Raw genomic sequence first — 25,475 nt, 5'->3', positions numbered from 1 at the left:
CCCGGACGGGCGCGCCGACCTCCCTGCCCGACCTCCGTGTCCACCGAAGGAGCCAGCAAGGCCATGGAATTCACGTTCACCGAAGAACAGGAGCGGCTGAGGAGCGAGGGTCTGGGCCTGGCCGGTCTGGTGTCCGCCGAGCAGCTGCGCACCGGGGTCGACGAGGATGTCTTCAAGACGCTGACCGACAAGGGGCTGGCCGCCGCCGCCCTGCCCGCCGGCAGCGGTGGCCGCGGTCTGGACGTCTCGCGGCTGTGCGCGCTGTGGGAGGGGCTGGGCGAGGGCACCGGCGACGCCGCACTGGCCTCCGCCCTGAGCACCCACGCCGTGCTGACCGCTGTCGCGCTGTGGAAGCTCGGCACCGAGCAGCAGCGGCGCGACCTGCTGCCGGGTGTCGCCGACGGCGGCGTGTCCACCGCGCTGTCGGCCTACGAGCTGGCCGGCGGCGCCGCGCGGGCCAACCGCGCGCTGACCGCCACCGCCCGGCCGGACGGCGACTGGCTGCTGGAGGGCACCAAGGCCGACGTGGTCAACGCCCCCTGGGCCGACCGGATCCTGGTCACCGCGGCCACCGGGCCCGGCGCCGCCTCCGCGTTCGTCGTGCACCGGCGGACTCCCGGCCTGCGCGTCGCCGACACCGCCCGCGGCCTGGGCAGCCTCACCTTCGACCGCGTCCGCGTGCCGGCCGGGGCGCTGCTGGGCACCCCCGACGCGGCCTACCGTGAGCTGCTGCCGCTGCTGCTGGCCCTGGACGCCACCGTCACCTCCGCCACCTGGATCGGGGTGATGCGCGCGCTGCTCGACCGCGCGCTGGACGCCGCCCGTACCGCCCAGTTCCTCGACCGGCCGGTGCAGCGCTTCCAGGACGTGCGCTTCGCCCTCGCCGACTCCCGCACCCGCGTCGAGCTGAGCACCGGTCTGGTGTACCGGGCCGCCTGGGAGCTGGACCAGAAGGACCACCCGGGACGCCAGGACGCGGCTGTCGCCAAGCTGTTCACGGTCCGTGCCGCGCATGCCACGGTGGCCGACACCACGCGCGTGCTCGCCCTTGCCGACCGCTTCCCCGACCCGCTGGCCGAGGCGGCGGCCCGTGACCTCGCCCGGCTGGAGCACGCCGCCCACGGCACCGACCTGACCCGTTCCGCCGTCGCCGCCTCGGTGCTGGGCCTGGGCTGACGGGCCCGCCCGGCACCGGCCGTCCGCCCGACGACTACTTACGGAGTGAGCATGGACTTCTCAACGGACAGTGTGGACAGCGCGCTCGTGGCCGAGTTCGAACGGCGCTTCCAGGCAGGCATCGCCCAGCGGGCGACCGAGGCGGACAAGGCCGGCGGCATGCCTCCGGAGAACTGGCAGGACATCGCCGCCAGCGACTACCTGCGGGCCTTCCACAGCAAGGAGATCGGCGGCCTGGGCCTGGACGGCGTCACCCAGGCCCAGGTGATGGAGACACTGGCCCGCGCCTGCGGCGGCTCCTACTGGTCGGCCACCATGTCCACGTTGGTGTGCGGCAAGCTGATCGCCACGTACGGCGACGTGGTCGAGCACCGCCGGCTGCTCGACCCGCTGCTCAGCGGCGAGAAGGTGGCGTGCTTCGCGGTCGTGGAGCGCACCTCCGGCAGCGACGCCGGCACCTACCGCACGGTGGTCTCGCCGGCGCCCTCCGGTGACGGTTACGTCATCAGCGGTGAGAAGGCGCGCATCACCAACGGCCCGAACGCCGATCTCGCCGTCGTCTTCGCCCGCTTCGACGGGGCGCAGGACGGCTCCGGTCCCGGACCGGACGACTGGTGCTTCGCGTTCGTCGACCTGCGCCAGGACGGCGTCGGACAGTTCTCCATGCCCCACATGGGCCTGCGCGCCATGCCCTGGGGCGGAGTCACCTTCGACAACGTGCCGGTCCGGCGCGAGGACGTCGTCCCGGTGCCGCTGGCGCAGTTCGCCCATGGCATGGCGTGGGGATGGCTGTTCATCTCCATCGCCGCCATCGGCCTGGCCGAGAACGCGCTGCAGGCGACCGTGGAGCACGCCTCCCGCCAGGTCGCCTTCGGCCGCCCGCTGGCCCACATGGAGGGCGTGCAGGCGCAGATCGCCGCGGCCCGCGCCGAGATCGACGCCGCCCGGCTGCTGGCCTGGCGCGCCTCCTGGCACCGCGCCGAGGGCCGCTCGGTCTACGAACTGATCGCCATGCTCAAGCCGTACGCCACCGAGATGGCTGTGCGCGTCGTCCAGGCGGCGGTCCAGATCCACGGCTCCTGGGCGCTCACGCCCGACCACGAGGTGGAGCGGCTGTACCGCGACGCGCCGATGAACGTGATCGGCGGCTTCACCTCCAACCGGCTGCGGGAACTCGTCGCCGACACCGACGGTCTGGACATCACCACGTTCCAGGAGTTCGACTGGCTGGCGGCGACCGGCCTGCTGGACGGCCCGAGCGGGCTCGCCGCCGACCAGGACTCCGCCTCCGCGGCGACCACCGCCGGGGCACGGTGATGGGCGCCGACGCGTACCGCATCGCGCTGCTGCCGGGTGACGGCATCGGCGTGGAGGTCACCGCCCAGGCCGTGCAGGTGCTGGAGGCGGTGGGCCGGCTGACCGGCCTGCGTCTCGACTTCGACGAGATACCGGCCGGCGCGGCCTACTACCGCGAGCACGGCCGGGACTGGCCGGAGGGCAGCGAGGAACGCTGTGCGGAGGCGGACGCCATTCTCCTGGGCGCCATCGGCCTGCCCGCCCAGGCGGACAAGCACGGCAGCCTGCTGCGTGCGGACGGCAGGATGGCCGGCTGGTCGGCGATCGTCGGCAACCGCGTTCGGCTCGACCTGTTCGCCAACGTGCGTCCGGTGCGGCTCTACCCCGGTGTGCGCCACTTCGTCTCCGGTGCCCACAAGCAGGTGTGGGAGCCGGAGAACGTCGACATGGTCTTCGTCCGGGAGAACACCGAGGACCTCTACGCCGGTTCCGGGGGCATCCTGGCCCCCGGCGGGGTGGGGCAGGTCGCCACCGACACCCGCATCGTCACCCGGCCCTCATCCGAACGGGTGATCCGGCTCGCGTTCGAGACCGCCATGGGACGTCAGGGCGCGCCCGGTGACAAGACCCGGCGGGTGACGTGCGTGGTCAAGGACAACATCCTGTTCGGCTGCCGGCTGTTCGTCTCGATCTTCGAGGAGATCGGCGCCGAGTACCCGGAGGTGGAACTGGAGACCGTCCTGGTGGACGCCTTCACCCAGTGGCTGGTGCGGCGCCCCGAGCACTACGACGTCGTCGTGGCCCCGAACATGTTCGGCGACATCATCACCGAGCTCGCTTCCGCACTCCAGGGCGGCATGGGCGTCTCCGTCGGCTGCAACATCGGCACCCGGCACGGTATGTTCGAGCCCATTCACGGCTCCGCGCCCAAGCACGTCGGCAAGGACCGGGTGAACCCCATGGCGGCGATCCTCAGCGCCGGGCAGGCGATGCACTGGCTTGGCGGCCGTCGTGGCGACCCGGAGCTGGTCCGGGCCGGCGAAGCCGTCGAGGCCGCCGTCCGGGACGTGCTCGCCGCCGGAGAGCCGCTGACGTACGACCTCGTCGGCACCGAACGGGCCGCTCCGATGTCCGCGGTCACGGCCGCCGTGGTGGACCGGCTGGCCGGCCACCTGCCGACGCGGGTGGATGCGTGATCGTCGACTCCCAGCTCCACCTGTGGGGCGCGCCCTCCAGCCGGCGGCCGTGGCCGCCCGGCACCTCCGCCCTGACCCACCGCGCCGAACCCTACGACGCACCGGAGCTGCTGCGGGAGATGGACCGGGCGGGCGTGGACCGGGCGGTCCTGGTCCCCCCGTCCTGGGAGGGCGACCGCAACGACCTGGCACTGGCCGCCGCCGAGCGCCATCCGGACCGCTTCGCCGTGATGGGCCGGCTCGACCTGACCGACCCGGCCCGCGCACTGGCGCTCCTGGAGGGCTGGACCGAGCAACGCGGGATGCTCGGGCTGCGGCTCACCTTCCACCGCTCGCCGCACCGCGACCTGCTCACCACCGGCGCGATGGACTGGCTGTGGCACGCGCTGGAGTCCGCGGACATTCCGGTGGCCGTGTACCCGCCCGGACTGCTGCCGCTGGTGGGCGCCGTGGCCGCACGCCACCCCGGCCTGCGGCTGACGGTGGACCACCTCGCCCTGCCCACCGACGTCGCGGGGCCTGCGGCCTTCGCGGAACTCGACCGCCTCCTCGCCCTGGCCGTCCACCCCCGGGTCGCCGTCAAGGCGTCCTGCCTGCCCGCCGCCTCCGCCGAGGCGTACCCCTTCCGGGACATCGACGAGCCACTGCGACGGGTCTTCGACGCCTTCGGCCCGGACCGCGTGTTCTGGGGCTCCGACCTGACGCGTTTGCCGTGTGCGTACCGCACCTGTGTGGACCATGTCGCACGCCTGCCCTTCCTGTCGGAGAAGGACACCGAACGGGTGCTGGGCCCGGCCTTGCTGGACTGGCTCGGCTGGCCCGGGTGACCGGCCGAGCAGACCCGGACCGGCCACCCCGCAGGATCCCGGCCACGAGGTCGTTGAAAACGAGCGATCCGCGCGTCATGACTCGGTATAACCATGGCACGGACAGCAACGCACAGCGACGACCGCACAGCGGAAAGAGAAGGACCGGAAAGGCAGAATGACACTCACCGTTCGCTTCCACGAACTCGGCGGCCCGGAGGTCCTCCGTCTGGAGGACCTGCCGGAACCCAAACCCCGGGAGGGAGAGGTACTGGTCCGGGTCGAGGCCATCGGCCTCAACCGCGCGGAGGTGAACTTCCGCCGGGGCCTGTACATCGAGCAGCCGCGCGCGCTGCCCTCACTGATCGGCTACGAGGCCGCCGGCGTGGTCGAGGCGACCGGGCCGGGTGTCGACGGCCTCCGCGAGGGCGACCCGGTCAGCGTCGTACCGGCGTTCTCCATGAACGACTACGGTGTGTACGGAGAGCGCGTCGTCGTTCCGGCCACCGCCGTGGTCCGCCGTCCGGAGTCCGTCAGCTCCACGGCGGGCGCCGCGGTGTGGATGGCCATGCTGACCGTGTACGGCGCACTGGTCGACATCGGCGGCCTGCGGGCGGGCGACGCGGTGGTGATCAACGCCGCCTCCAGCAGTGTGGGGCTGGCCGCCATGCGCCTGGTCGGTCACCTGGGCGGGCTGCCCATCGCGGTGACCCGCGGCAGCGGAAAGAAGGAGCAACTCGCGCGCCTCGGGGCAGGGGCGGTGGTCGCCACCGACCAGGAGGACGTGGTGGACGCGGTGCTCGCGGCGACCGACGGCCGGGGCGCCCGGTTCGTGTTCGACGCCGTCGCCGGCCCCGGCGTCCGCGCCCTGGCCCGCACGGTCGCACCCGGCGGCACGCACTTCATCCACGGCACGCTCAGCGGCCAACCGACGCCGTTCCCGGGGGCGGAGACGATGAGTGCGTACGCCATGCGCAGCTACACGCTCTTCGAGATCACCAAGGACCCGGCCCGACTGGCCACCGCCACCGCGGCGATCACCGAGGGCCTGGTCTCCGGGGCGCTCGACCCCGTCATCGACCGGACCTTCCCGCTCACCCGGATCGCCGACGCGCACCGCTACCTGGAGTCCGGGGTGCAGGTCGGAAAGATCGTCGTCACCGTGGGCTGAGCCGTGCCCCGGCTGTGGACGGCGCGGCCCCCCGCGGCCCGCCGTTCCGGCTCGTCCTCGCAGTGAACCGCCTCCCCAGCAGATCGGCCTGACATGAAGTTCGGATTCATCCTGTTCCCGTCGAAGGACGCCATTCGCCCCGGCGACATGGGCCGGTACCTCGAAGACCGCGGGTTCGAGTCCCTGTTCTATCCCGATCACACCCATATCCCCGCCACGACGAAGGAGTATTTCGACGTCGCCGCGCTGCCGGAGGAATTCAAGATCGGCATGGACCCGTTCGTCGCCCTCGGCGCGGCGGCGGAGGCGACCACCACCCTCCAGCTGGGCACGGCCGTCCTGCTGGTGCCCGAACGCGACCCGATCGTCACGGCCAAGCAGGTCGCCTCGGTCGACGTGCTGTCGGACGGCCGGATGAACTTCGGCATCGGCCCCGGCTGGATCTACCAGGAGATGCGCAACCACGGCATCAACCCGGAGGACCGCTGGGAGGTCATGCGGGAGCGCACCGAGGCCATGCGTGAGATCTGGACCAGGGACGTCGCCTCGTACCACGGCACGTTCGTCAACTTCGACGACGTCACCTCCTGGCCCAAACCGGTCCAGCGGCCGCACCCGCCGATCCTGGTGGCGGGCAACGGCCCGAACGTCGCCAAGCGCGTCGTCGCCTACGGTGACGAGTGGATCCCCATGCTCCGTCCGACCGTGCTCGCCGACATCGTCCGTTTCAAGCAGGAAGTCCGCAAACCCGGCTCCGACGCCCCGATCCCCGTGACCCTGTTCGGCGGCGAGGTGGAGTCCGTCGACGCCTACGCCAAGGCCGGCACCGACCGCGTCCTGTTCTGGATCCGGCCGCTGCCGTATGCCGACGCGGTCGCACTCATCGACCGCATCGCCCTGACCCTGGGCTCCCGCCTGAAGGACGGCTGATCCGCGGGGTTCGGAGTCGGTCGGGTCATGCCGTGCAGGCGTTGCGCGTCCCGCCTGTCTCGGGGATGCCGCTGACCGGTTCGTCGCCGACGTTCAGACAGCGTGGCGGACGCATGGTCATGCCGAGGCCGGCCGGTGTGCGGGTGAAGATCGGTCGGCCGTCCCGGGCTGCGGGCCCCGGCCGGCTGCGGCCGACGGGACGCCGCCCTCACAGGCGGGCCCGCCCTCCGGGTGTGGCGCCGGAGGACGGGCCCGCCGTCGTACGGACACGCCGTGGTACGGACCTGCGGGGCGGATCAGGAGTGGTGGCTGTCCGGTACCAGGACGCACAGCAGCGAGCAGGCGACCGCCGAGGACGGTGCGGACGTCGTCGGGCGGGTGCCCTGCGGGGAGTTGGCCGCGGTGAAGGTGGCCGTGGCCGTGTTCTTCAGCGGCAGGGCGAGCAGGAAGGAACTGCAGTGGACCTGCCGGGCGGCCCCTGCCGCCAGGGTGAAGGTGCCCGCCGCGGTCCGGCAGGCGTGCGTGGCGGGGTCGTTGACGGTGACGGCGACGGCGTCCACCGGGCCGGCGTTGGTGACGGTGATGCGCCAGTACGCCGTCCCGAGGAGATGCAGCAGGCCGACCGGACTGGACTTGGCCCAGGGGCCCGCGCCGCCCGGCCCGCAGGCGTGCGGGGAGGACACGGTGCAGATCTCCTTCTCGACGGTGACGTGCGGCTGGCACTGGGCGCCCGGGGTGACCGCCAGGGAGACGGTGTTGGAGGTCAGCGGACCGGTGCTGTCGGTCCCGGTCGCCGTGTCGGCGACCTGGGAGGTGGCGCAGTCCGCGGTGACGACGGTGCGCAGGCAGACCTGGGGGTCGTCGCCCTGGAACGAAACAGTCAGCGAGGGGTGGTTGGTGGGCGTGAAGTCGCTGCTGTCGGTGAGGACGAGTTGAACGGTGACCGTGATGGCCGGGTGGTCCGTGGCGGAGATCGCGGACAGGTCGATGACGCCCGACGGTGTCAGGGCGGGAGTGGCGATGACGCCGCCGTCGGTGTCGCTGATCGATACGGTCGAGGCGGTCAGATCGGCGTGGGCGAGGTCGATGTCCGCCAGGCGGGCCTGGGTGTAACCGTTCACGTGGCCCGAGGCGCTGTCGCAGTAGAAGTCCGAGGGCCGCAACTGGAGGGTGGCGCCGCTGTGCACGCACGGGGAGCCGCCGGTGGCGGGGTCCATCGAGAACAGGATGCCGGCGTCACCGAGGCCGATCAGGCAGCGGGTGGTGGCGTCGTAGGTGTATCCGTAGTCGCGGGTCGCGCCGCCGTTGACGGCGGGGTGGCCGGCCGCGGCGGGGAATCCCGCGCAGGGCGCGGCGTGGGTCCAACTGTGGCAGACGGTGTTGCCCGGCAGCGGTCCGCCCCATACCGGGAAGTAGCTGCGGGTGTCGCCGGCCGCGGTGACCACTTCGGGGTTGAAGACCAGGACGCCGCCGGGCAGGGCGGAAAGCCCGGTCGCGGGGGTCGCCAGCGGACCGCCGTCGAGGGCGTAGCAGGTGATGGCGGGCGCCGGGCCGCCGGTGTCGGCGGAGCAGACGCCGTTGGGCTGACCGGTGGTGTCGTACGAGGCGAAGGCGTTGTACGAGTAGTGGTTCGCGTCGGGACCGGCCGGGTGGGGGGTGGTCCAGCCGGCACACACGGCGGTGGTGGCCGGGTCGAAGCACCCCAGTGCCGGCGGCCCGGCAGCCGTGGACCCACTGGTCTGCGGCGAGGAGGAGGCGTAGACCTTGCCGCCGGCGACCACCATGGAGCCCAGGTAGAGGGAGAAGGTCCCGCCGGGCAGGTCGTGGTTGGGCGGCACGATCGCCGCGTACGGCTGGCCGTCACAGGGCGTACGCGTGGCGACGGTCAGGCAGAGCACCTGACCGGTGGTGGCCACGCCGTACAGGTTGCCTGCCGCGGTGACGAGCCCGGCCAGGCCGTTGGCGCTGGACGGCGTGCCGCCCGAGGCGAGCAGCGGGACGAAACCGCAGTTGGCTCGCGCCGCCATGTCGAGGCAGCCCACGCCGACGGCGGTGGCGGTCGCGGCCGGGTAGAAGACGGTACCGGGGTACGTGGGGTCGATGACGTACTGCGGAGTGAGCGGTGTGTACAGGTCGCCGGTGCTGCCGCTGCCGAGTGGGCCGGCTGCGGTGTTGAGCGGACGCGGCCAGGGTCCGCCGGGGCACGGCTGGTTGGTCGACAGGTCGTTGCAGACCACGGCCGGGGCGGCCGGTCCGGTGTGGTGGTAGATGTTCCACGCCTCGATGTCGCCCGCGGACGTCCGGTGGAGGATGGGGCTGAAGCCGTCGCCCCCGGTGGAGCGGCTGCCGGCCTGTACGGGCGGCAGCAAGTCGCCCCGTACGCCGGTGCCGCCCGCGGGCACCGCGGGAATGGACGCCCGTACGGCCGTGGTGGACGAGCCGGGGTCGGTCGCGGTGAAGGTGGTGCCGTCGGTGGACCACGAAGGTGTCCAGCCGGGCGGCACGCGCAGCGACCCGGGGACGTACGTCTGGGCGGTGCCGGCCCCGGTGATCGGGTCGGTGATCGTGGCGGGCGCCGGGGCGCCGGAGGACGCGTTGCGGTAGCCGGTGATCCAGTTGACCGTGTCGCCGTGCTCGACCGGTAACTCGCCCGGATGCGTGATGTTCTCGGCGCTCTTCGTCAGCGTGGACACCTCGGCCGCCGCTTCGGGGGCCGGGCCCTGGGCGAGTACGGGCTGGACGGAACCGGCGGCGACCGCGAGCAGGGCGGCGGTCACGGCGACGGTCGCCCCGCGGAGAGGCGACCGTCGCCTTCCGCCGGATATCGGGGATCTTGGCACAGGTGTTTCCCCCACTTTCTGTTCGGCTGCGCGGCGGCACAGACGGGCCGCCTGGCCATCACCGTAGAGAGGCACGGGGGCTTAGTCACCAGATATGACCACAGTGCAAAACAACGATCGGTGGCGACCCGACATTGTCGGAATTCTTTCCGGGACGACGCTTTCTTCGAGCAGTTCACCGGCGCATGAATACCGCTCGGAAGGGATTCACACGCGGGGCTCACCACCGGCGCATTCGGCGACAAACCGCGCACTCCTGGCGCCGGTTTGAGTGGTGGAATTCCGGGGTATTTCCGCCGACGGTCGCAGCACGGGGGGGCGCATACGGGGCCGGCGTGGGAGGCTCTTCCCTGACCGGGAGCGGGGACGCCGTCCGGGGCGGGCGGGGGAATTCCGGAACTCGTCATGCGGCGCGACTCGCCGAGAACATCTCCGTTCGCCTCGAACAGCAGGGCTGCTCCCGCGGGGGAATCGGTGCGAGGCATGCGGGCGGGGAACCAGGGGCGAGCAGCACGCGAAGCGCTCTCGGCGCACCGGGACTTCGCCGCCCGGCGGTGGTATCGACCGGCGGCTGCCGTAACGCGCAGTCGCCGTCGTCACCTGTGCCGCCGGGTCCGGAAGGTGAGAACCGAAAGACCGGCACTGGATTCCGAGGTCGTCAGGATCTGACCGGGGTGGCATGGGACCGGCCGTTTCCCGTCCCGGGACCGCCGGCGCGCAGCAGGACCGTCACTCGACGCGGCGGGCGGGCGGCCGGGCGGAGGGCCGGCTTGTGCCGCCCGGCCGTGGACCAGACCCGGACCTGGGCACGGGACAGCGGCAAACCGGGGACCGTCGGGGCGCCGGAGGGCTGGGACGCGGCGGGCCGCCGTCCAGGACGGCTCCCTCCCCCGCGTACTGAGCCGCACGGATCAGTACGCGGGCGAGGAAAGCGGAACACTGCGGCTGAGCGGCGTGCCGCTGTGCCGCGGCGGGGCATACCGGTCGGCCGCCTCTCCTGGACCGCCAGGGCCCGCACGTCCGGCCCGGACGAGCAGGGCGTACGGCGCCCGCGGCCCGCCCGGGCCGACGTCTCAGACGGTCCTCGGGTATGTCGCCTCGGCGGCCTTCTCCGTACCGGCCGGCGCGGCTTCCGCTTCCTGCTTCCGTACCGCACCCCGGCCGAGCAGCAGATGTCCCAGGAAGCCGATGGCCAGTGCGACGACGACGCCGAGGTTGGCGTAGGCCCACTCGCCCGACTCACCGCCCAGCCCGAACGGCCCGAGCAGGTAGCCCTGCCAGGTCAGCCAGGAGGCCATGGTGTTGGTGACGAGTCCCCAGCCGACGCCGGACGACAGGACGATCAGCAGGACGGACAACCAGCGAACGTCTCCGTAGCGTCCGTGCCGGGTGAACAACTCCGCCTCCGAGTAGTCCCGGCGGCGCAGCACGATGTCGGCGAGGAAGACGCCGCACCAGGCCGCCATCGGAACGCCGAGGGTGATGAGGAAGCCCTGGAACGGCACGAGGAAGTCGGTGGCGAAGAAGACGACGTAGATCGTGCCGAGGAGCATGACGCAGGCGTCGACGCAGACCGCGACCCAACGGGGGACGGGCAGGCCCGCGTTGAGGAGCGCGAGGCCGGAGGAGTAGACGTCCATCATGGCTCCGCTGACCAGGCCCAGCACGGTCACGACGGCGAACGGGACCAGGAACCAGGTGGGCAGGATGGTGGTCAGCGCGCCGACCGGGTCCGAGGCGATGGCGGTGTTGAGCTCCTTCGACGAACCGGAGAGCAGGATCCCGAACACCAGGAGGACGGCGGGGCCGAGGGAGCAGCCGAGGGTGGTCCACCCGACCACCGCGGCGCTGGAGGAGGAGCGCGGCAGATAACGGGAGTAGTCCGCGGCGGCGTTCACCCAGCCGAGGCCGAAGCCGGTCATGGTGAAGATCAGCGCGCCGACGACGGCGGGCGTCCCGCCGGAGGGGATGTCGGTGAGCCGGCCGAAGTGGACGTGGCCGGCGGCGAAGACGATGTAGAGGACCGTCAGCAGCCCGGCGATCCAGGTGATCCACTTCTGCATGCGCATGATGAGGTCGAAGCCGAGGGTCCCGCCGCAGACGACCATGCCCACCACGACCACCAGCGCCACGGCCTTCGTCGCGGCTCCGCCGCCCGATCCCAGACGGTCGAAGATCGTCGCGGTGGCGAGAACGGCCACCGTCGCGAGGGCGGTCTCCCATCCCACGGTGACCAGCCAGGAGACGGTGGAGGGCAACCGGCCCCCGCGTACGCCGAACGCGGCGCGGCTGATGGTCATGGTGGGCGCGGAAGCCCGCTTGCCCGCGATCGCGACGAGCCCGCACAGGACGAACGACACGGCGACGCCCGTGACCGCGACGAAGACCGCCTGCCACGGGGAGATGCCGAACCCCAGCAGGAACGACCCGTAACTGACGCCGAGAACCGATATGTTCGCCGCGAACCACGGCCAGAACAGATCCCGCGGACTGCCCCTCCGCTCGGCCTCCGCGATCTGATTGATGCCGTTGAGCTCGACGCTGAGACTCGATGTCACGGCTGTGCCGTGCGGCGAGGCACCACCGCCGCTGGTCCTGGTGCTGGTCATTCTGGTCCCCACTTCTCGGGTCGAGGGCGCGCTGAAGCAGCTTCAGTTCGGAAGGACGAGCCGTGGAAGAGTAACGGGTACGGCCCGCGATCCGCGGCCCTTCTTGAGGACCACGCGTATTCGGTCGGCGATCGTGACCGCCGGGGCCCCGCACCTCGGCGCCCCGGCCGGCACCGTGGCCGGTGACGACGGTGTGACGCCGGGACGAGGGGCGGCGCCCCGGGTTCGACGGGTGGCCCGAATCGTCCTGATCAGTACCCGGCACACCGGCCCCTGGCCTCCGCCCGGCGGGGCGGGTCCCCGACGCCGCGTCGCCTGCGGGTGGATCCGCCGGTGCCGCGACAGCCGGCGCGGCGGGGACCGGCACGCGCCGCTCGATCCGACGTCCGCCTGCGGCGGCCTCCGCCTGCTCAGAGCGAGGCGGCGGACGCCCCGGCGCCGGGGGCGAGCCACACCGCGGTGTCCTGGGGCAGGCGGCCGTCGTCCAGCGGGCCGCTGGCGAGCAGGGCGCGGCTGCCGGCGGGGAGCGGCCACGGCTCGGCGGAGAGGTTCACCGCGCACACGAACCCTGGTTCACGGGTGAAGACCAGCGTGTCCTTCGGGGAAGCCAGCCACCGCATCGTGCCGTCCCCGAGTGCGGGATGATCGCGGCGGATACGCAGGGCCGCCCGGTAGAGCTCCAGCATCGAGCCGGGATCACCCGCCTGCGCCTCAGCCGTGCGGTCCTTCCAGGCAGGCGGCTGCGGGAGCCACGGCCCGGCCGTCGTGCCCTGCGGGCTGAAGCCGAACGGCGGCTGTTCCTCCGACCAGGGCAGCGGAACCCGGCACCCGTCGCGGCCCTTCTCGGTGTGCCCGGAACGCTCCCACATGGGGTCCTGCAGCACCTCGTCGGGAAGGTCCTCGACCTCCGCCAGGCCGAGTTCCTCGCCCTGGTAGACGTAGGCCCCGCCGGGCAGGGACAGCATCAGCAGCGCCGCCGCACGGGCCCGCCGCGTACCGAGCTCCGGGTCGACCGGTCCGCGCGGCCGGAAGTCCTGGCCGGGAACCGGGTCCTGAACGGGACGGCCGTAGCGGCTGGCATGCCGCATCACATCGTGGTTCGACAGCACCCAGGTGGCCGGAGCGCCGACCGCGCTCAGATGCGAGGTCGTGGAGTCGATGACCTCGCGCAGACGTGTCGCGTCCCACGGGCACTGCAGGAAGTCGAAGTTGAACGCGGTGTGCAGCCCGTCGGCTCGTACGTACTCGGCCAGCCTCCGCGGGGACTGCGTCCAGGCCTCGGCCACGAACTTGCGGTCTCCCGGGTACTCGTCCGCGACGCGGCGCCAGCCGCGGTAGATCTCGTGCACGTCGTCCCGGTCCCAGAACGGGTGCTCGCCGTCGGGGTACCGGTGCCCCGGGTCGTCCGGCGCCACGAGGTCCGGCAGACCGGTGTCCTTGACCAGACCGTGGGCGACGTCGATACGGAATCCGTCGACGCCGCGGTCGAACCAGAACCGCAGAATCGACGCGAACTCCTCGCGCACCTGCGGATGCGCCCAGTTGAGGTCCGGCTGCTGCGGAGCGAACAGGTGCAGATACCATTCCCCGTCGGCCGCCCGGGTCCACGCCGGGCCGCCGAAGACCGACAGCCAGTTGTTCGGCGGTTCGGCGCCGTGGGGACCTCGACCCGGCCGGAAAACGTAGCGTTCCCGCTCCGCACCGCCCGCTCCGGCGGCCAGCGCCGCCTGAAACCAGACGCGTTGATCCGAGGTGTGGTTCGGCACGAGGTCCGGTATCACCTTGATCCCGTGCTCGTGCGCCTCCGCGACCAACTGCCCGGCCTCGGCCAGGGTGCCGAAGCGCGGGTCGATGTCCCGGAAATCAGCCACGTCGTACCCCGCGTCCGCCTGCGGCGACACGTACCAGGGGTTGATCCAGATCGCGTCCACCCCCAGATCCCGCAGATACGGCAAGCGGGACCGTATCCCCGCGATGTCCCCCATCCCGTCGCCGTTGCCGTCGGCGAAACTGCGGATGTAGACCTGATAGATCACCGCGTCCCGCCACCACGGCGCGGCACCGGTCCGGGGCGCGGCGACTGAGCCGTTCTCGTGCATGGACAGTGTCCTCCTTTGGGAGAGCGGATTGCTTCGGGGCCGTGGGCGCGGGGGGTCGCCTGGCGGAGCGGCCTGCTCCGGTTCATTCGCCGGCGACCTCCAGCCGCGCCGTCAGCCGCAGATCCGCATACGAACTGCCGGCCCGCAGCAGGTAGGACCCCTCCACGGTGCGCCAGGTGTCCCCGGCGTCGTCCCACACCTGGACCGCGCGGCGCGGCACCGCGATCCGCACCTCCGCGGTCTCCCCCGCCCGGGCCTGGACCGACGCGAACCCGGCGAGCCATCGGGCCGGGCGCTCCGCTCCCGTGGCGACGGCCGGATCCTGGGGTTCCAGGTACACCTGCACCACCTCGCCGCCGGCCCGCCGGCCGGTGTTGCGCACCCGCACCACGAGCACGCCGAGCTGTTCCGCACTGTCCTCGGCCGGTCGGAGGCCGGCCTGCTCGTACGACCAGTCGGTGTAGCCCAGGCCGTGCCCGAACCAGTAGGCGGGTCGCACTCCGGCGCGCTCCCAGGCGCGGTACCCGATGAACACATCCTCGTCGTAGCGCAGTACGCCGCCGCTCGGTGTGCTCTCCAGTACCGGGCAGTCCTCGATCCGCACCGGCCAGGTGGTGGGCAGGCGTCCGCCGGGCTCGTGGCGGCCCAGCAGTACCTCGGCGAGCGCGGCGCCTCCCTCCTGGCCGGGGAACCAGGTCAGGAGCACCGCGGCTGCCTGGTCCCGCCACGGCATCTCCACCGGGGCACCGGCGTTGACCACGACCACGGTGCGGGGGTTGGCGGCCGCGACCCGGGAGACCAGTTCGTCCTGGCGGCCCGGCAGCCTGAGGCTGGTGCGGTCGAAGCTCTCGCTCTCCACCTCCTCGGTGGTGGCCACCACCACGACGGCGACGTCGGCGCCGGCCGCCGCTGCCACGGCCTGTTCGATCAGCTCGTCGTCGGACGGGCACGGGGCCCGGTGGCCCAGCCCGAAATTGAGGGGGTAGGTGTTGCCGTCCGCGCCCCGGGGCGGCGGGACATACGCCAGCGTCACCTCGACCGGCGCGCCGGCTGCCAGTTCCACGGCGAAGCGCAGTTCGGTGGCGTCCATGAACGCGAAGGGGTCGTCGCCGGCGGGAAGGCGGCGGTCGTCATAGAGCGTCCGGCCGCCGACGGCGAGGAGGAACTCGCCGTAACCGCTGACCGCGAAGGCGTGGACGCCGCTGCGGTCCGGGGTGAACACGCCGGCGATCTCCACCGAGTGCCACGCGGTGGGCGCCACTTCCTCGGGCGGCTCGGCCCAGGCAACCCTCCCGTCCGGCTGCGGCAGTTCCGCCAGGACCTCGCCGCGCGCGTCGCGGTAGACCAGGCGCAGCCGGTAACCGTCACGGGCGGGCGCGAGCTTGGTGCGCAGTTCGGGGCCGGGCGCGTGGACCAGCCCGACGCCCTCGGGCAGCGCGGCGCGCAGGCCCTCCAGCGCGGTGACGACGCGCTGCGGGTGGACCTCGGCGCTGCCGCCGCCGAGCACATGGCCTTCCGTGGCGGCACGGCCGATCACCGCGACCCGGCGTACCGTGCCGGTCTCGACCGGCAGGATCCCGGCGTCGTTCTTCAGCAGCACGAACGACCGCCGGGCGATCTCCCTCGCGAGCGCCGCGCCGTCGGCGGGCGCGGGGAGGTCCGAGGGGTCCACCACTGCCGGGGCTCCGTCGAGGATGCCGACCCGGGCCGCGAGCCGCAGCACCCGGCGCACCGCGTCGTCGACGGTCTTCTCCTCGACCCGGCCCTCACGCACGGCGTCGGCGAGCGCCGGACCGTAGACGGTCCTGGGACCGGGCATCGCCACGTCGAGACCGCCGGTGACGGCGCGGACGGTGTCGCGGGCGGCCATCCAGTCGGAGACGACGAAGCCGTCGAAGCCCCATTCGCCGCGCAGCACGCGGTTCTGCAGGTGCGCGTGCTCCGTCATGGTGCAGCCGTTGACGCTGTTGTACGCGGCCATGACGCCCCAGGGGCGGGCCTTCTTCACGACCGTCTCGAACGGCGCCAGGTACAGCTCGCGCAGGGCACGTTCGCTGATCCTGGCGTCGAGGGTGAAGCGTTCGGTCTCGCTGTCGTTGGCCACGAAGTGCTTGACCGTGGTGCCGACGCCGCCGTCCTGGACGCCGCGCACATAGGCGGCGCCGATCTCCCCGGTGAGCAGCGGGTCCTCGGAGTAGCACTCGAAGTGACGCCCGCCGACCGGCGTGCGGTGCAGGTTGACGGTGGGGGCGAGCAGCACGTGGACGCCCTTGCGTCGGGCCTCCTGGGCAAGGAGCTGCCCGGCCCGGCGGGCCAGCTCCGGATCCCATGCGGCGGCGAGCGCGGTGGGACTGGGCAGCGCGATCGACGGGTCGTCGGGGTCCACCCCGGCCCCGCGTACGCCGACCGGGCCGTCGGACGTCACCAGCGAGCGCAGGCCGATCTCCGGGGCGGCGGGCAGCGTCCACATGTCCTGGCCGGACAGCAGGGCGGCCTTGGCGTCGAGGTCCAGCCCGCCGAGGGCGGCTTCCACGGCGTCCTCGCGGGCCCGATCGGCGGTACGGGTGGTGGTGGCGTCGGTCATACGGGGGGTTCCGGATCTCTCAGGTAGGGGGGCGTGCGCACGGCAGCAGGTTCGTGCGCACGGCGATCAGCTCGCGGCGGCGTGACGGCGGCTCAGATCGCGGCCTTCCCCCGGTAGACGGCGTCCAGCACGCTGTGGTCGACGATCTTGGCGACGTCGGGGAGCTCCTTCGTGCCGGACGCCCGCATGGCGTCGTACATCTCTCCGCCGAGCAGGGACTCGTCGATGCGGAACAGGCCCTTGCTGCGGGTGAGGGCGCTCTGCGTGAGCGGGATCTGCAGCACGTTCTGGCGCACCTGCTGCTTGAGGTCCAGGCCCAGATCGACGCCGTACTCGGTGACGGCGAGCTTCGCGGCGACGGAGGGGTCCTTGGCGTTGTCCTGCCAGCCCTTGACGGTGGCGCGCATGAAGCGCTGCAGGACGTCGCTCCTGGAGCGCACGAGGGAGCGCTTGCAGAAGACGACGTCGGCGTACGACGGCAGGCCCAGCTCGGCGTAGGTGACGACCTCGTAGTCCTTGCCCGGCTGGAGGTGGAAGGTCTCCTCCAGTGTGATCGGCTGATTGGTGACGAAGCAGGTGTACGCCTTGCCGCGCTTGCGTACCAGCGGGCTGGGATCGAAGCCGACCGGGATGAAGCTGAACTTCTTCGGCAGGCCGGCGAGTTGGAGGACGGCCTCGATTCCCGCCTGCGTCCCCTGCTGTCCGAGGATCTTCGCCCCGACCAGGTCCTGCGGGGTCTTGACCGGGTCGCTCGCCAGCGACACCAGGCCGCCGGGCGAGCTCTGGTACTGGGCGCCGATCATCACGAAGTCGTTCCCCTTGGTGACGGCCTGCACCACGGACGCCATGGCGGGGTGGATACCGAGGTCGGCCACTCCTCCGGACACCGAGACGGTCGGGTCCGGCGCACTGCCGCCGCCCGGCATGAAGTCGACGGTGAGGTTCTCGGCGGCGTAGTAGCCCTTGCTCTGGGCGATCCAGTATCCGGCGAACTCGACGTTCGGGATCCAGCCCAGCGCGACCTTCAGCTTCGCGGGCGCGGCGGTGGAGGTGGAGGAGGCGGTCGCGGCTGCGTCCGTGGCGGACCCGTCGCCGCAGGCGGTCAGCACGGCGGGGAGGCCGGCCAGGCCGAGGCCCGCGAGGCCGGCGGTGCGCAGTACGTCTCTGCGGGACCGGGGAGCCGATCCGGTACGGGGCTGCTCGTTCATGAGGGGGACTCTCCTTCGAAGGGGGCGCGCTGCGCCTCGGGGGGCGGAATGCGGACGGACGGCAGCAGCCGTGCGGCACGGCAGGCTGCGGGTGAGCGAATGTGGTGGCCCTGGGGCAGAGGTCAGGTGAGGCGCTCGGTGCCCCATCGCTCGACAGCGCGGGCTGCCACGAAGGTCACCACGGAGACGGCGGTGGCGACCACACTGGTGCCCCACGCGCGTACCACTTCGGAGAAGCTCACCGAGTCGAAGAAGAGCTGGCCCAGGCCGCCGCCGCTTCCCATGAGGTACTCGGCCAGCATCGCGACCAGCACGGCACCCGGCGCGGTCAGGCGCAGGGCCACCAGCAGTCCCTGCAGCGCCTGGGGCAGCAGCAGCAGACGCAGCCGGGTCAGCTTGGAAGCGTGCAGGACGGTGAACAGGTCGGCACTGACCGTGGGCGCCGAGCGCAGACCCGAACTGGTGAACGCGAACGCCGGGAAGAACGTGATCAGGGACGTCACGGTCAGCATGGCGGGGGTGCCGGACCCCACCACGCTGAGGATCACCGGGAGCAGGGCCACCACCGGCACCGACCGTACGACCAGTACCAGCGGGGTCATCAGCCCGGAGAGCACCTTGGAGGCCCAGACCCCCGCGGCCACCAGGACGCCGGCCGTCATGCCCAGCACCAGGCCGCCGACGGCCATCAGCATCGTCTCCGCCAGGGCGGTGGCGTAGACGCCCGGGTGACCCGCCAGGTCCCCGAAGACCGCACCGGGACTGGGGGCGACGATCTGGTTGACGTGGAAGGCCTCGACCCACACGCCCCAGGCCAGGACAAGCAGCAGGACCGTCCAGTAGCGCAGGAACAGTGCTCCTGCGGACCGCGCCGGACGCCCGCCGAGCAGGTTCGCGGGGCCGCGCCTCTCGCGTGCGGCGGTACTCATGCGAACCTCCGTACTGCGACGGTGCGCACACCGCTGATGACGAGAAAGACCACGAGCGAGACGAGTGCCGCACTGAGCGCGGCCGCCCACAGCAGTTCGATCTGGACGTTCTGCATCGCGCTGATCAGCAGCACGCCGATACCGCGGTGAGCGCCGAACCACTCACCGAAGATGGCCCCCATGACGGAACCGGAGCCGGCCAGCGCGGCACCGTCCAGCAGCAGCGGTACCGCCGCGGGCAACTGGAGCCGCAGCAGGCGGGTCCAGCGGGAGGCGCCCAGGACGCGGAAGACGTCGTGGTGGGAGGAGGCCGCGGCCTCCAGGCCCGACGTGCCGGCGACGAACATCGTGAAGCCGGAGCCGAGAGCCGCGAGCGCGGTGGGGGCGCCGTCGCCACCGACGGTGCTGACCATCAGCGTTCCCAGCGCGAGTGGCGGGATCGCGTTGGCCACGCCCGCCAGGCGCTCCAGGCCAGGCCGCAGGAAGGTCACCAGCAGCGTGACGACCGCGGCACCGATACCGACCACCGAGCCCAGCACGAATCCCAGCAACGCTGAGGACACGGTCGCCTCCAACGCCCGGCCGAGCAGGGCGCGAGCCGTGGGATCGCCGAGGTAGCCGACGACCTCGCTCAGTGGGGGCCAACTGTCTCCCAGCAGCCGCAGCCGCCCGACGACCTCCAGCAGGACCAGGAGCAGAACCAGGCCCACGACCATGAGCTGAAGATCCTTCGTCCGGCTCATGCGTCGCTCCCCTCGTCGAGCATCGCCGTCAGCCGGTCCACCAGGTCGTGGAAGGCGGGCTCGCGGGTCACCTCGTGTCCGCGCGGCCGGGGCAGGTCCACGGTCTGGATGTGGCGGACCCGGCCGGGGCGGCCGGTCATCACCACGATCCGGTCGGCGAGCAGCACCGCCTCGTCCACGTCATGGGTGACCAGCAGGGTGGTGATGCGCTGTTCCGCCCAGATACGGGCGAGTTCGAAGTTCATCCGGCGCCGGGTCACCGCGTCCAGCGCGCCGAACGGCTCGTCCAGCAGCAGCACGTCGGGGTCGAGCGCCAGTGCGCGGGCGATCGCGACCCGCTGGCGCATGCCGCCCGACAGTTGCCGGGGGCGTGCGTTCACGAAGTCCTTGAGGCCGACCAGGTCGAGCAACGCGTCCACCCGGGCGCCGTCGACCGGCCGCCCGGCGACCCGGAAGGGCAGTGCGACGTTGTTCCGGACGCTGGACCACGGCAGCAGCGCATGCTCCTGGAACGCGACCCCCAGGCGGTGCTCCGCGATGAGCTCGGCGGGCCTGCGCCCCTCCACCAGCACCCGGCCCTCCGTCGGCTCGTCCAGCCCGGCGACCATGCGCAGCACGGTCGACTTGCCACAGCCGGAAGGCCCGAGCAGAGCTACGAACTCACCCTCGCCCACGGACAGGTCCACGCCGTCCAGAGCACGCACGCTCTGCCGCCGCCGCAGCCGGAACTCCCTGGTGACGCCGCTGAGTTCGATGCCGAGCGACCCCGGGGGTCCGGAGGCCTTGTGCGGGTCCGGCCTGTCGGGTGAGGAGCTCGACGACTGCTCCCGCGTGGTGGTCATGGCGATCTCTCCTGGGCGGTGGGTGGGTGGGTGGGTGGGACAGAGGACGGGACGACAACAGAGAAGCGATGAACCGTTCGGTTCATTGTAGGGGTGCCACATTTCGCCGAGATTGCGCATATCTGCTGCGTTGTTACGAGGGGTGGGCCCGCGGCCGGGGCCGAGGAGCGTTCAGCGGGGCGGGTAGGGTGCTGCCATGCCCGATGCCCTCTCCGAGCGCGACCGCCTGCTCGCACTCACCACGGACTACGTGCTCGAGCACGGGGTGGCCGAGCTCACCCTGCGCCGCCTGGGGCAGGCGATCGGCACGAACAACCGGATGCTGCTGTACTACTTCGGCTCCAAGGAGCAGCTCATCACGGCGGTGCTGCGCGCGGCGGGCGACCGGTTCCCCGAGGTCGCCCGGGCACTGGAATTCCAGCGGCCCGACGAGACGATGACCGTCGAGGCGCACCTCACCGACACCTGGAACGCCATCGCGGCCGAGGAGAACCTCCCCATGCTGCGGATGTTCTTCGAGGTGTTCGGCCTGGCCATGCAGCAGCGCGGGCGCTTCGACGACTTCCTGGAGCTGGTCAACCGGGAGTGGCGCGATCACGTCACCCGCTGGCTGGCCCGGACCGGCGTCCCCGCGCCCCAGGCCGAAGACCTGGCACGCGAGATCGTCGGCCTGTGGCGGGGACTGCAGATGGAACTCGTCAGCGGCAGCGACCGCTCGGCCGTCGACCGGACGCACGCGATCGCCGCCGCCTCGATCGCCGAACGAGCCCGGCAGGCCCTGCGGACGCCGAGCCACCACGGGTGAACGCCGCCGGGGCGGACACCGCCGTCAGCCGGCCGCAGCCGCGATGTCCGGCACGTTGATGTCGAGGGCACCCCGGGGGATCGCGACCGCGTCGGTGCTCCAGCCCCAGATCGAGCAGACCCGGCGTGCGGGGTCGTCGTAGCCGTCCCGCCCGTGCAGGATCCGGTAGTTGTCGATGCAGATCATCTCGCCGGCCTCGACGCGGAACATCGGACCGGTGTCCCGAGCGGCGAGGACGGCCTCGCTCCACCGGTTCACCCACGGCCACTGCTCCGCCTCCCGCGGCCCGGCGACCGGCGCCAGGTAGGGGTGGTAGCGCACCTGCGGACGACCGCTGGGGACCTGGCGGGCGACGGGCGCGAAGGCGCCCTGCGGGAAGTTGGGCTCCGAATGGTCGATGTCGACGGTCCGGCAGAAGGAGACCAGGTCCCGGTGAGCGGGTTCGGCCTCCAGCAACTCCAGGAGCCGCACACCGTCGATGAGGAACGAGTCGCCGCCCGCGGCGCTGGGACGCTCACACCACAGGAAGAGATGGTCCGGGGCGAAGTCGCCGAAGGCGTAGCCGTCGTTGTGCGGGGTCATGCGCTCCTGCGCGGTGCCGAAGTCCCGCTTGCGGCCGCGCTCGTCCCGGGGCTGCGCGGCCACGATCATGGCCCCGAGTTCGCCGCCCTGCTGGGTGGCCTCGAACTGCGTGCCGATGCGGACGCAACGCCCGCCCATCACCTCGCCGCCGAAACGGACCGCCGCCGCCTCGTCCGCCAGGCCGGTCACGATGGCCGCGCCGTCGACAGCCACGGCCTCGGCCGCCTCTGCGGCGCCGGTCACCCGACGAGGTACAAAGCTTGCTGCGCTGACGTCCATGCGGTGGCTCCTCGATGCGATTGAACCGATCGGTTCAATCGAAGATAGGAACTCCGCGTTGCGCATACATGTCGCCCCCGTGTCGCTCGGATTACGCCGCACGGGGCGCGAAACCACGCACCGCGCACCGGAGACGGCGGCACCGCCACCGCACGGCGTGCACGCCACGTCGTCCGCTCCGCAGGGAGGTGCTCTCTTCGGCTCGGGGCATCACGCGCTCATCGCCGCACCGGCCCCGCCTTCGGACGGACACATGCCTCGTACGGCCGCGGGGAGTCCGGTCTCCCCGGGTAGGCGTACACCGCGCCGGGGGCGGCGAGTTCGGCGTGAGCGGGGCCCACCATCGGCCACCGACCCGCTCATCAATACTCTGAACGTACGACAACCCACATCGAACGGACCTCTCATGTCGGAAACACTCTTCGTCAACGCCGAGGCAGAACCTCTGGCGGAACAGGACCCGAACTGGTGGCGTCAGGCAGCCGTCTACCAGATATACCCGCGCAGTTTCGCGGACGGGAACGGAGACGGGATCGGCGACCTCGCCGGCATCATTTCGCGCGTCCCGTATCTGGAGGCGCTGGGGGTCGACGCGGTGTGGCTGAGCCCGTTCTACCCGTCCGCGCTGGCCGACGGAGGGTACGACGTGGACGACTACCGCGATGTCGATCCGAAAATCGGCACCCTGGAGCAGTTCGACGTGATGACCCGGGCGCTGCACGACGCGGGCATCAAGCTCATCGTCGACATCGTTCCGAACCACTCGTCGAACCGGCACGTGTGGTTCCGCGAAGCGCTGGCCTCACCCAAGGGGTCGCCGGCGCGAGGCCGTTACATCTTCCGTGACGGTGTCGGCCCGGACGGGACGGAACCGCCCAGCGACTGGACGTCGATCTTCGGGGGCTCGGCCTGGGAGCCGGTGGGTGACGGGCAGTTCTACCTGCACTTGTTCGCTCCCGAGCAGCCGGACTTCAACTGGGACAACCCGGAGGTCCGCGAGGACTTCCTCACCACGCTGCGCTTCTGGGCCGACCGGGGCGTCGACGGCTTCCGCGTCGACGTGGCGCACGGACTGGCCAAGAAGCTCACCGACGACCCGCTGCCCACGCACGCCGACCTCGAACTGGCGGAGGCCGTGCGGGACGGCGCGCACATGCTCTGGGACCGCGACGAAGTGCACGACATCTACACCCAGTGGCGCGCCGTGCTCAACGAGTACGACCCGCCGCGTACGGCGGTCGCCGAGGCCTGGGTGCACGCCTCTCGCCGTCCTCGGTACGCCAGCCCGGACGGCCTGGGCCAGGCGTTCAACTTCGACCTTCTCCAAGCCGGCTTCGACGCGGCCGAATTCCGCCGGATCATCGGTGACAACCTGGAACTGGCCGCACGCTCGGGCTCCTCCACCACCTGGGTGTTCTCCAACCACGACGTCGTCCGCCATGCCACGCGCTACGGCCTGCCGCGGCACGCCGGCGGGGACACCACGGCGAGCCAGGAGTGGCTGCGGCAGGGCGGGAACGAAGCGGTTCTCGACCGCGCGCTCGGCCTGCGCAGGGCCCGCGCGGCTATCCTGCTGATGCTCGCCCTGCCCGGCTCCGCCTACCTCTACCAAGGCGAGGAACTCGGCCTCCACGAGGTGGCCGACATCCCCGACAGCGCGCGCCAGGACCCCACGTTCTTCCGCAACGCGGGCGTCGAGATCGGCCGCGACGGCTGCCGCGTGCCGTTGCCGTGGACGGCCTCCGGGCCGTCGCTGGGCTTCGGCGACGGCGCGCCGCACCTGCCGCAGCCCGCCTGGTACGCCGACCACGCCGTGGAGGCCCAGACCGCCGACGGGACCTCCACCCTCAGCCTGTACCGCGAGGCGCTGGCGCTTCGACGCCGCCTCCAGGGCGACGAGGAACTGGCGTGGATCGACTCCGGCGACCCGCGGGTCCTCCACTTCCGCCGACCGGGCGGCTGGCACTCGGTCACCAACTTCGGCAGCGCCCCGATCCCGCTGCCGGCAGGTTCGGTCGTCATCAGCAGTGCGCCTCTGACGGAGCAGCAGCTTCCCGGGAACGCGACCGCCTGGCTCGTCGAGTGATGCGGCGGCCGGAAGTTGGGCGACTCGGGCAGGGCTGACGGGGCTGACCGGCGGCGGCAGTCCGCGCGCGGACGCGACAACCGCGAGCCGCAGCGAAGGCCGGCGGGCGCCGCGCGCCGCGTGGGCGAACGGGCGGCCCGGTTCCGTGGTCCTCGGACACCCGCACTCCGGACACCTCGGCCCCGCATCGTACGGTGCGGGGAATGCCCTGCCCGGGGCCGCGCGGTGAGGTCGCCGCACGGCCCCGGGGCCAAGGGGCCGCCGTTCTCCGGCCGGAGTCCGGCCGTGGTCCAGGGCAGGCCGCCGCGGGAGCACCCGCGACGGCTCCCGAAGAGGCGGCCCTCCCCCGCAGCCCGGCGCACGCGCCGGGCCGTGCCTCGGCGGGCCGGAACGGACCTCGGCGTTCCCTTCCTCCTCCGCCCGGCCGGCGCCGTCCGGACCCGCACCGGGCCCGGTGGGGAACCCGGCCAACGGCAGTCACCGGGACGGACTTCGTGCCGCCGGACGCCCGGAGGCGGGGCCGATCAGTGTGCGCACAGTTCGGCGAAGCGGCGTGTGTCGATGTTGCCGCCGGAGATGATCACGCCGACGCGGCGCGGAAGCCGGTCGACGCGGCCGGCGATCAGGGCTGCGAGCGCGGTGGCGCCGCTGGGCTCGACCACGATCTTCAGGCGTTCGAAGGCCAGCCGCATGGCGTCGCGGATCTCGTCGTCGGTGACCAGGGCGATCTCGTCGACGAGTCGCTGGTTGATCGAGAAGGTCAGCTCGCCGGGGATGTCCGCGGCCTGGCCGTCGGCGATCGTGCGCGGTACGGGAACGGAGATGCGCCTGCCCTCCGCCAAGGACCGCTTGGTGTCGTCTCCGGCCTCTGGTTCGACTCCGATCACACGCATCCCGCTGTGCAGGCCCTTCGCGGCCGTGGCGGTACCGGCGATCAGCCCACCGCCGCCGACCGGTACCACCAGAGCGTCGAGTCGGCCGGCCTCCTCGATCAGTTCCAGTGCGGCGGTGCCCTGCCCGGCGATGACGTGCGGATGCTCGTAGGGCGGGATGAGCGCCAGGCCGCGGTCGGCGGCCAGGGCCTCGCCGATGGCGACCCGGGAGCCGGTGTAGCGGTCGTAGGTGACGATCTCCGCGCCGTAGCCGGCCGTGGCGTCCATCTTGGACCGCGGGGTGTCCTCCGGCATGAGAATGACCGCCGTGGTGCCCAGCTCCCGTGCGGCCAGGGCGACGGCCTGGGCGTGGTTGCCCGAGGAGTAGGCGGCGATGCCCTTGGCGGCCTGCTCCGGGGGCA

Annotated in this window: 18 protein-coding genes; 8 read left to right on the top strand and 10 right to left on the bottom strand. The window is 72.2% G+C overall.

Annotation, left to right across the window (positions count from 1 at the left end):
* The first annotated feature begins 63 nt into the window (after nucleotides 1-63).
* The 6 genes from VIW71_RS03840 (at nucleotide 64) to VIW71_RS03815 (ending at nucleotide 6,575) form a co-directional block, all read left to right on the top strand.
* On the top strand, nucleotides 64-1,176 hold the full coding sequence (locus VIW71_RS03840; RefSeq protein WP_331620508.1) for an acyl-CoA dehydrogenase family protein: 1,113 nt from the start codon (nucleotides 64-66) through the stop codon (nucleotides 1,174-1,176).
* Nucleotides 1,177-1,227: 51 nt separating this feature from the next.
* Nucleotides 1,228-2,493: an acyl-CoA dehydrogenase family protein gene (locus VIW71_RS03835; RefSeq protein ID WP_331620507.1), complete on the top strand. Its 1,266-nt coding sequence runs from the start codon at nucleotides 1,228-1,230 to the stop codon at nucleotides 2,491-2,493.
* Nucleotides 2,493-3,668, top strand: a complete 1,176-nt coding sequence (locus tag VIW71_RS03830; RefSeq protein ID WP_331620506.1) for an isocitrate/isopropylmalate dehydrogenase family protein — start codon at nucleotides 2,493-2,495, stop codon at nucleotides 3,666-3,668. The genes VIW71_RS03835 and VIW71_RS03830 overlap by 1 nt, the downstream gene beginning before the upstream one ends.
* A complete protein-coding gene (locus VIW71_RS03825) occupies nucleotides 3,665-4,495 on the top strand; it encodes an amidohydrolase family protein (RefSeq protein WP_331620504.1) in 831 nt (276 codons plus the stop codon). Before VIW71_RS03830 ends, VIW71_RS03825 begins: the two co-directional genes overlap by 4 nt.
* Before the next feature lie 157 nt (nucleotides 4,496-4,652).
* Complete coding sequence (locus VIW71_RS03820) at nucleotides 4,653-5,645, top strand: zinc-dependent alcohol dehydrogenase family protein (protein ID WP_331620503.1); 993 nt, start codon at nucleotides 4,653-4,655, stop codon at nucleotides 5,643-5,645.
* 93 nt (nucleotides 5,646-5,738) lie between these two features.
* Nucleotides 5,739-6,575 (top strand): LLM class F420-dependent oxidoreductase, encoded by an 837-nt coding sequence (locus VIW71_RS03815; protein ID WP_331620502.1) that lies wholly within the window; start codon nucleotides 5,739-5,741, stop codon nucleotides 6,573-6,575.
* Between the two features lie 296 nt (nucleotides 6,576-6,871).
* On the opposite strand, the gene VIW71_RS03810 is transcribed toward VIW71_RS03815, so the two are convergent.
* The 8 genes from VIW71_RS03810 to VIW71_RS03775 form a co-directional block, all read right to left on the bottom strand.
* Nucleotides 6,872-9,352, bottom strand: coding sequence for a DUF7617 domain-containing protein (locus tag VIW71_RS03810; RefSeq protein ID WP_331620501.1), 2,481 nt, complete (start codon nucleotides 9,350-9,352; stop codon nucleotides 6,872-6,874).
* A 1,136-nt stretch (nucleotides 9,353-10,488) separates the two neighbouring features.
* Nucleotides 10,489-12,024 (bottom strand): purine-cytosine permease family protein, encoded by a 1,536-nt coding sequence (locus VIW71_RS03805; RefSeq protein ID WP_331620500.1) that lies wholly within the window; start codon nucleotides 12,022-12,024, stop codon nucleotides 10,489-10,491.
* 410 nt (nucleotides 12,025-12,434) lie between these two features.
* Nucleotides 12,435-14,123, bottom strand: a complete 1,689-nt coding sequence (locus VIW71_RS03800; RefSeq protein WP_331620499.1) for a glycoside hydrolase family 13 protein — start codon at nucleotides 14,121-14,123, stop codon at nucleotides 12,435-12,437.
* An 82-nt stretch (nucleotides 14,124-14,205) separates the two neighbouring features.
* The gene (locus VIW71_RS03795) at nucleotides 14,206-16,707 is read right to left on the bottom strand and encodes a beta-glucosidase family protein (protein ID WP_331620498.1); all 2,502 of its coding nucleotides are present in this window, start codon (nucleotides 16,705-16,707) and stop codon (nucleotides 14,206-14,208) included.
* 92 nt (nucleotides 16,708-16,799) lie between these two features.
* Complete coding sequence (locus VIW71_RS03790; protein WP_331620497.1) at nucleotides 16,800-17,915, bottom strand: ABC transporter substrate-binding protein; 1,116 nt, start codon at nucleotides 17,913-17,915, stop codon at nucleotides 16,800-16,802.
* Between the two features lie 122 nt (nucleotides 17,916-18,037).
* The gene (locus tag VIW71_RS03785; protein WP_331620496.1) at nucleotides 18,038-18,844 is read right to left on the bottom strand and encodes an ABC transporter permease; all 807 of its coding nucleotides are present in this window, start codon (nucleotides 18,842-18,844) and stop codon (nucleotides 18,038-18,040) included.
* Complete coding sequence (locus VIW71_RS03780; RefSeq protein WP_331620494.1) at nucleotides 18,841-19,587, bottom strand: ABC transporter permease; 747 nt, start codon at nucleotides 19,585-19,587, stop codon at nucleotides 18,841-18,843. Before VIW71_RS03780 ends, VIW71_RS03785 begins: the two co-directional genes overlap by 4 nt.
* Nucleotides 19,584-20,429 (bottom strand): ABC transporter ATP-binding protein, encoded by an 846-nt coding sequence (locus VIW71_RS03775; RefSeq protein WP_331620493.1) that lies wholly within the window; start codon nucleotides 20,427-20,429, stop codon nucleotides 19,584-19,586. Before VIW71_RS03775 ends, VIW71_RS03780 begins: the two co-directional genes overlap by 4 nt.
* Nucleotides 20,430-20,625: 196 nt before the next feature.
* On the opposite strand from VIW71_RS03775, the gene VIW71_RS03770 reads away from it, so the two are divergent.
* Nucleotides 20,626-21,234 (top strand): TetR/AcrR family transcriptional regulator, encoded by a 609-nt coding sequence (locus VIW71_RS03770; RefSeq protein ID WP_331620492.1) that lies wholly within the window; start codon nucleotides 20,626-20,628, stop codon nucleotides 21,232-21,234.
* 24 nt (nucleotides 21,235-21,258) lie between these two features.
* On the opposite strand, the gene VIW71_RS03765 is transcribed toward VIW71_RS03770, so the two are convergent.
* Entirely contained in the window at nucleotides 21,259-22,095 is an 837-nt protein-coding gene (locus VIW71_RS03765; protein ID WP_331620491.1) for a TauD/TfdA family dioxygenase, read from the bottom strand.
* Between the two features lie 406 nt (nucleotides 22,096-22,501).
* Between VIW71_RS03765 and VIW71_RS03760 the strand changes: the two genes are divergently transcribed.
* On the top strand, nucleotides 22,502-24,181 hold the full coding sequence (locus VIW71_RS03760; protein WP_331620490.1) for a glycoside hydrolase family 13 protein: 1,680 nt from the start codon (nucleotides 22,502-22,504) through the stop codon (nucleotides 24,179-24,181).
* Between the two features lie 524 nt (nucleotides 24,182-24,705).
* On the opposite strand, the gene VIW71_RS03755 is transcribed toward VIW71_RS03760, so the two are convergent.
* Nucleotides 24,706-25,475, bottom strand: a 770-nt coding sequence (locus VIW71_RS03755) for a pyridoxal-phosphate dependent enzyme (protein WP_331620489.1), incomplete at its 5' end; no start/stop codon positions are given.

It is taken from the genome of Streptomyces sp. (assembly GCF_036524955.1).
In the GTDB taxonomy this organism is placed as follows: Bacteria; Actinomycetota; Actinomycetes; order Streptomycetales; family Streptomycetaceae; genus Actinacidiphila.
Note: the sequence above shows the minus strand (reverse complement) of the source record. Positions and strands in the feature narration are given on the sequence as shown.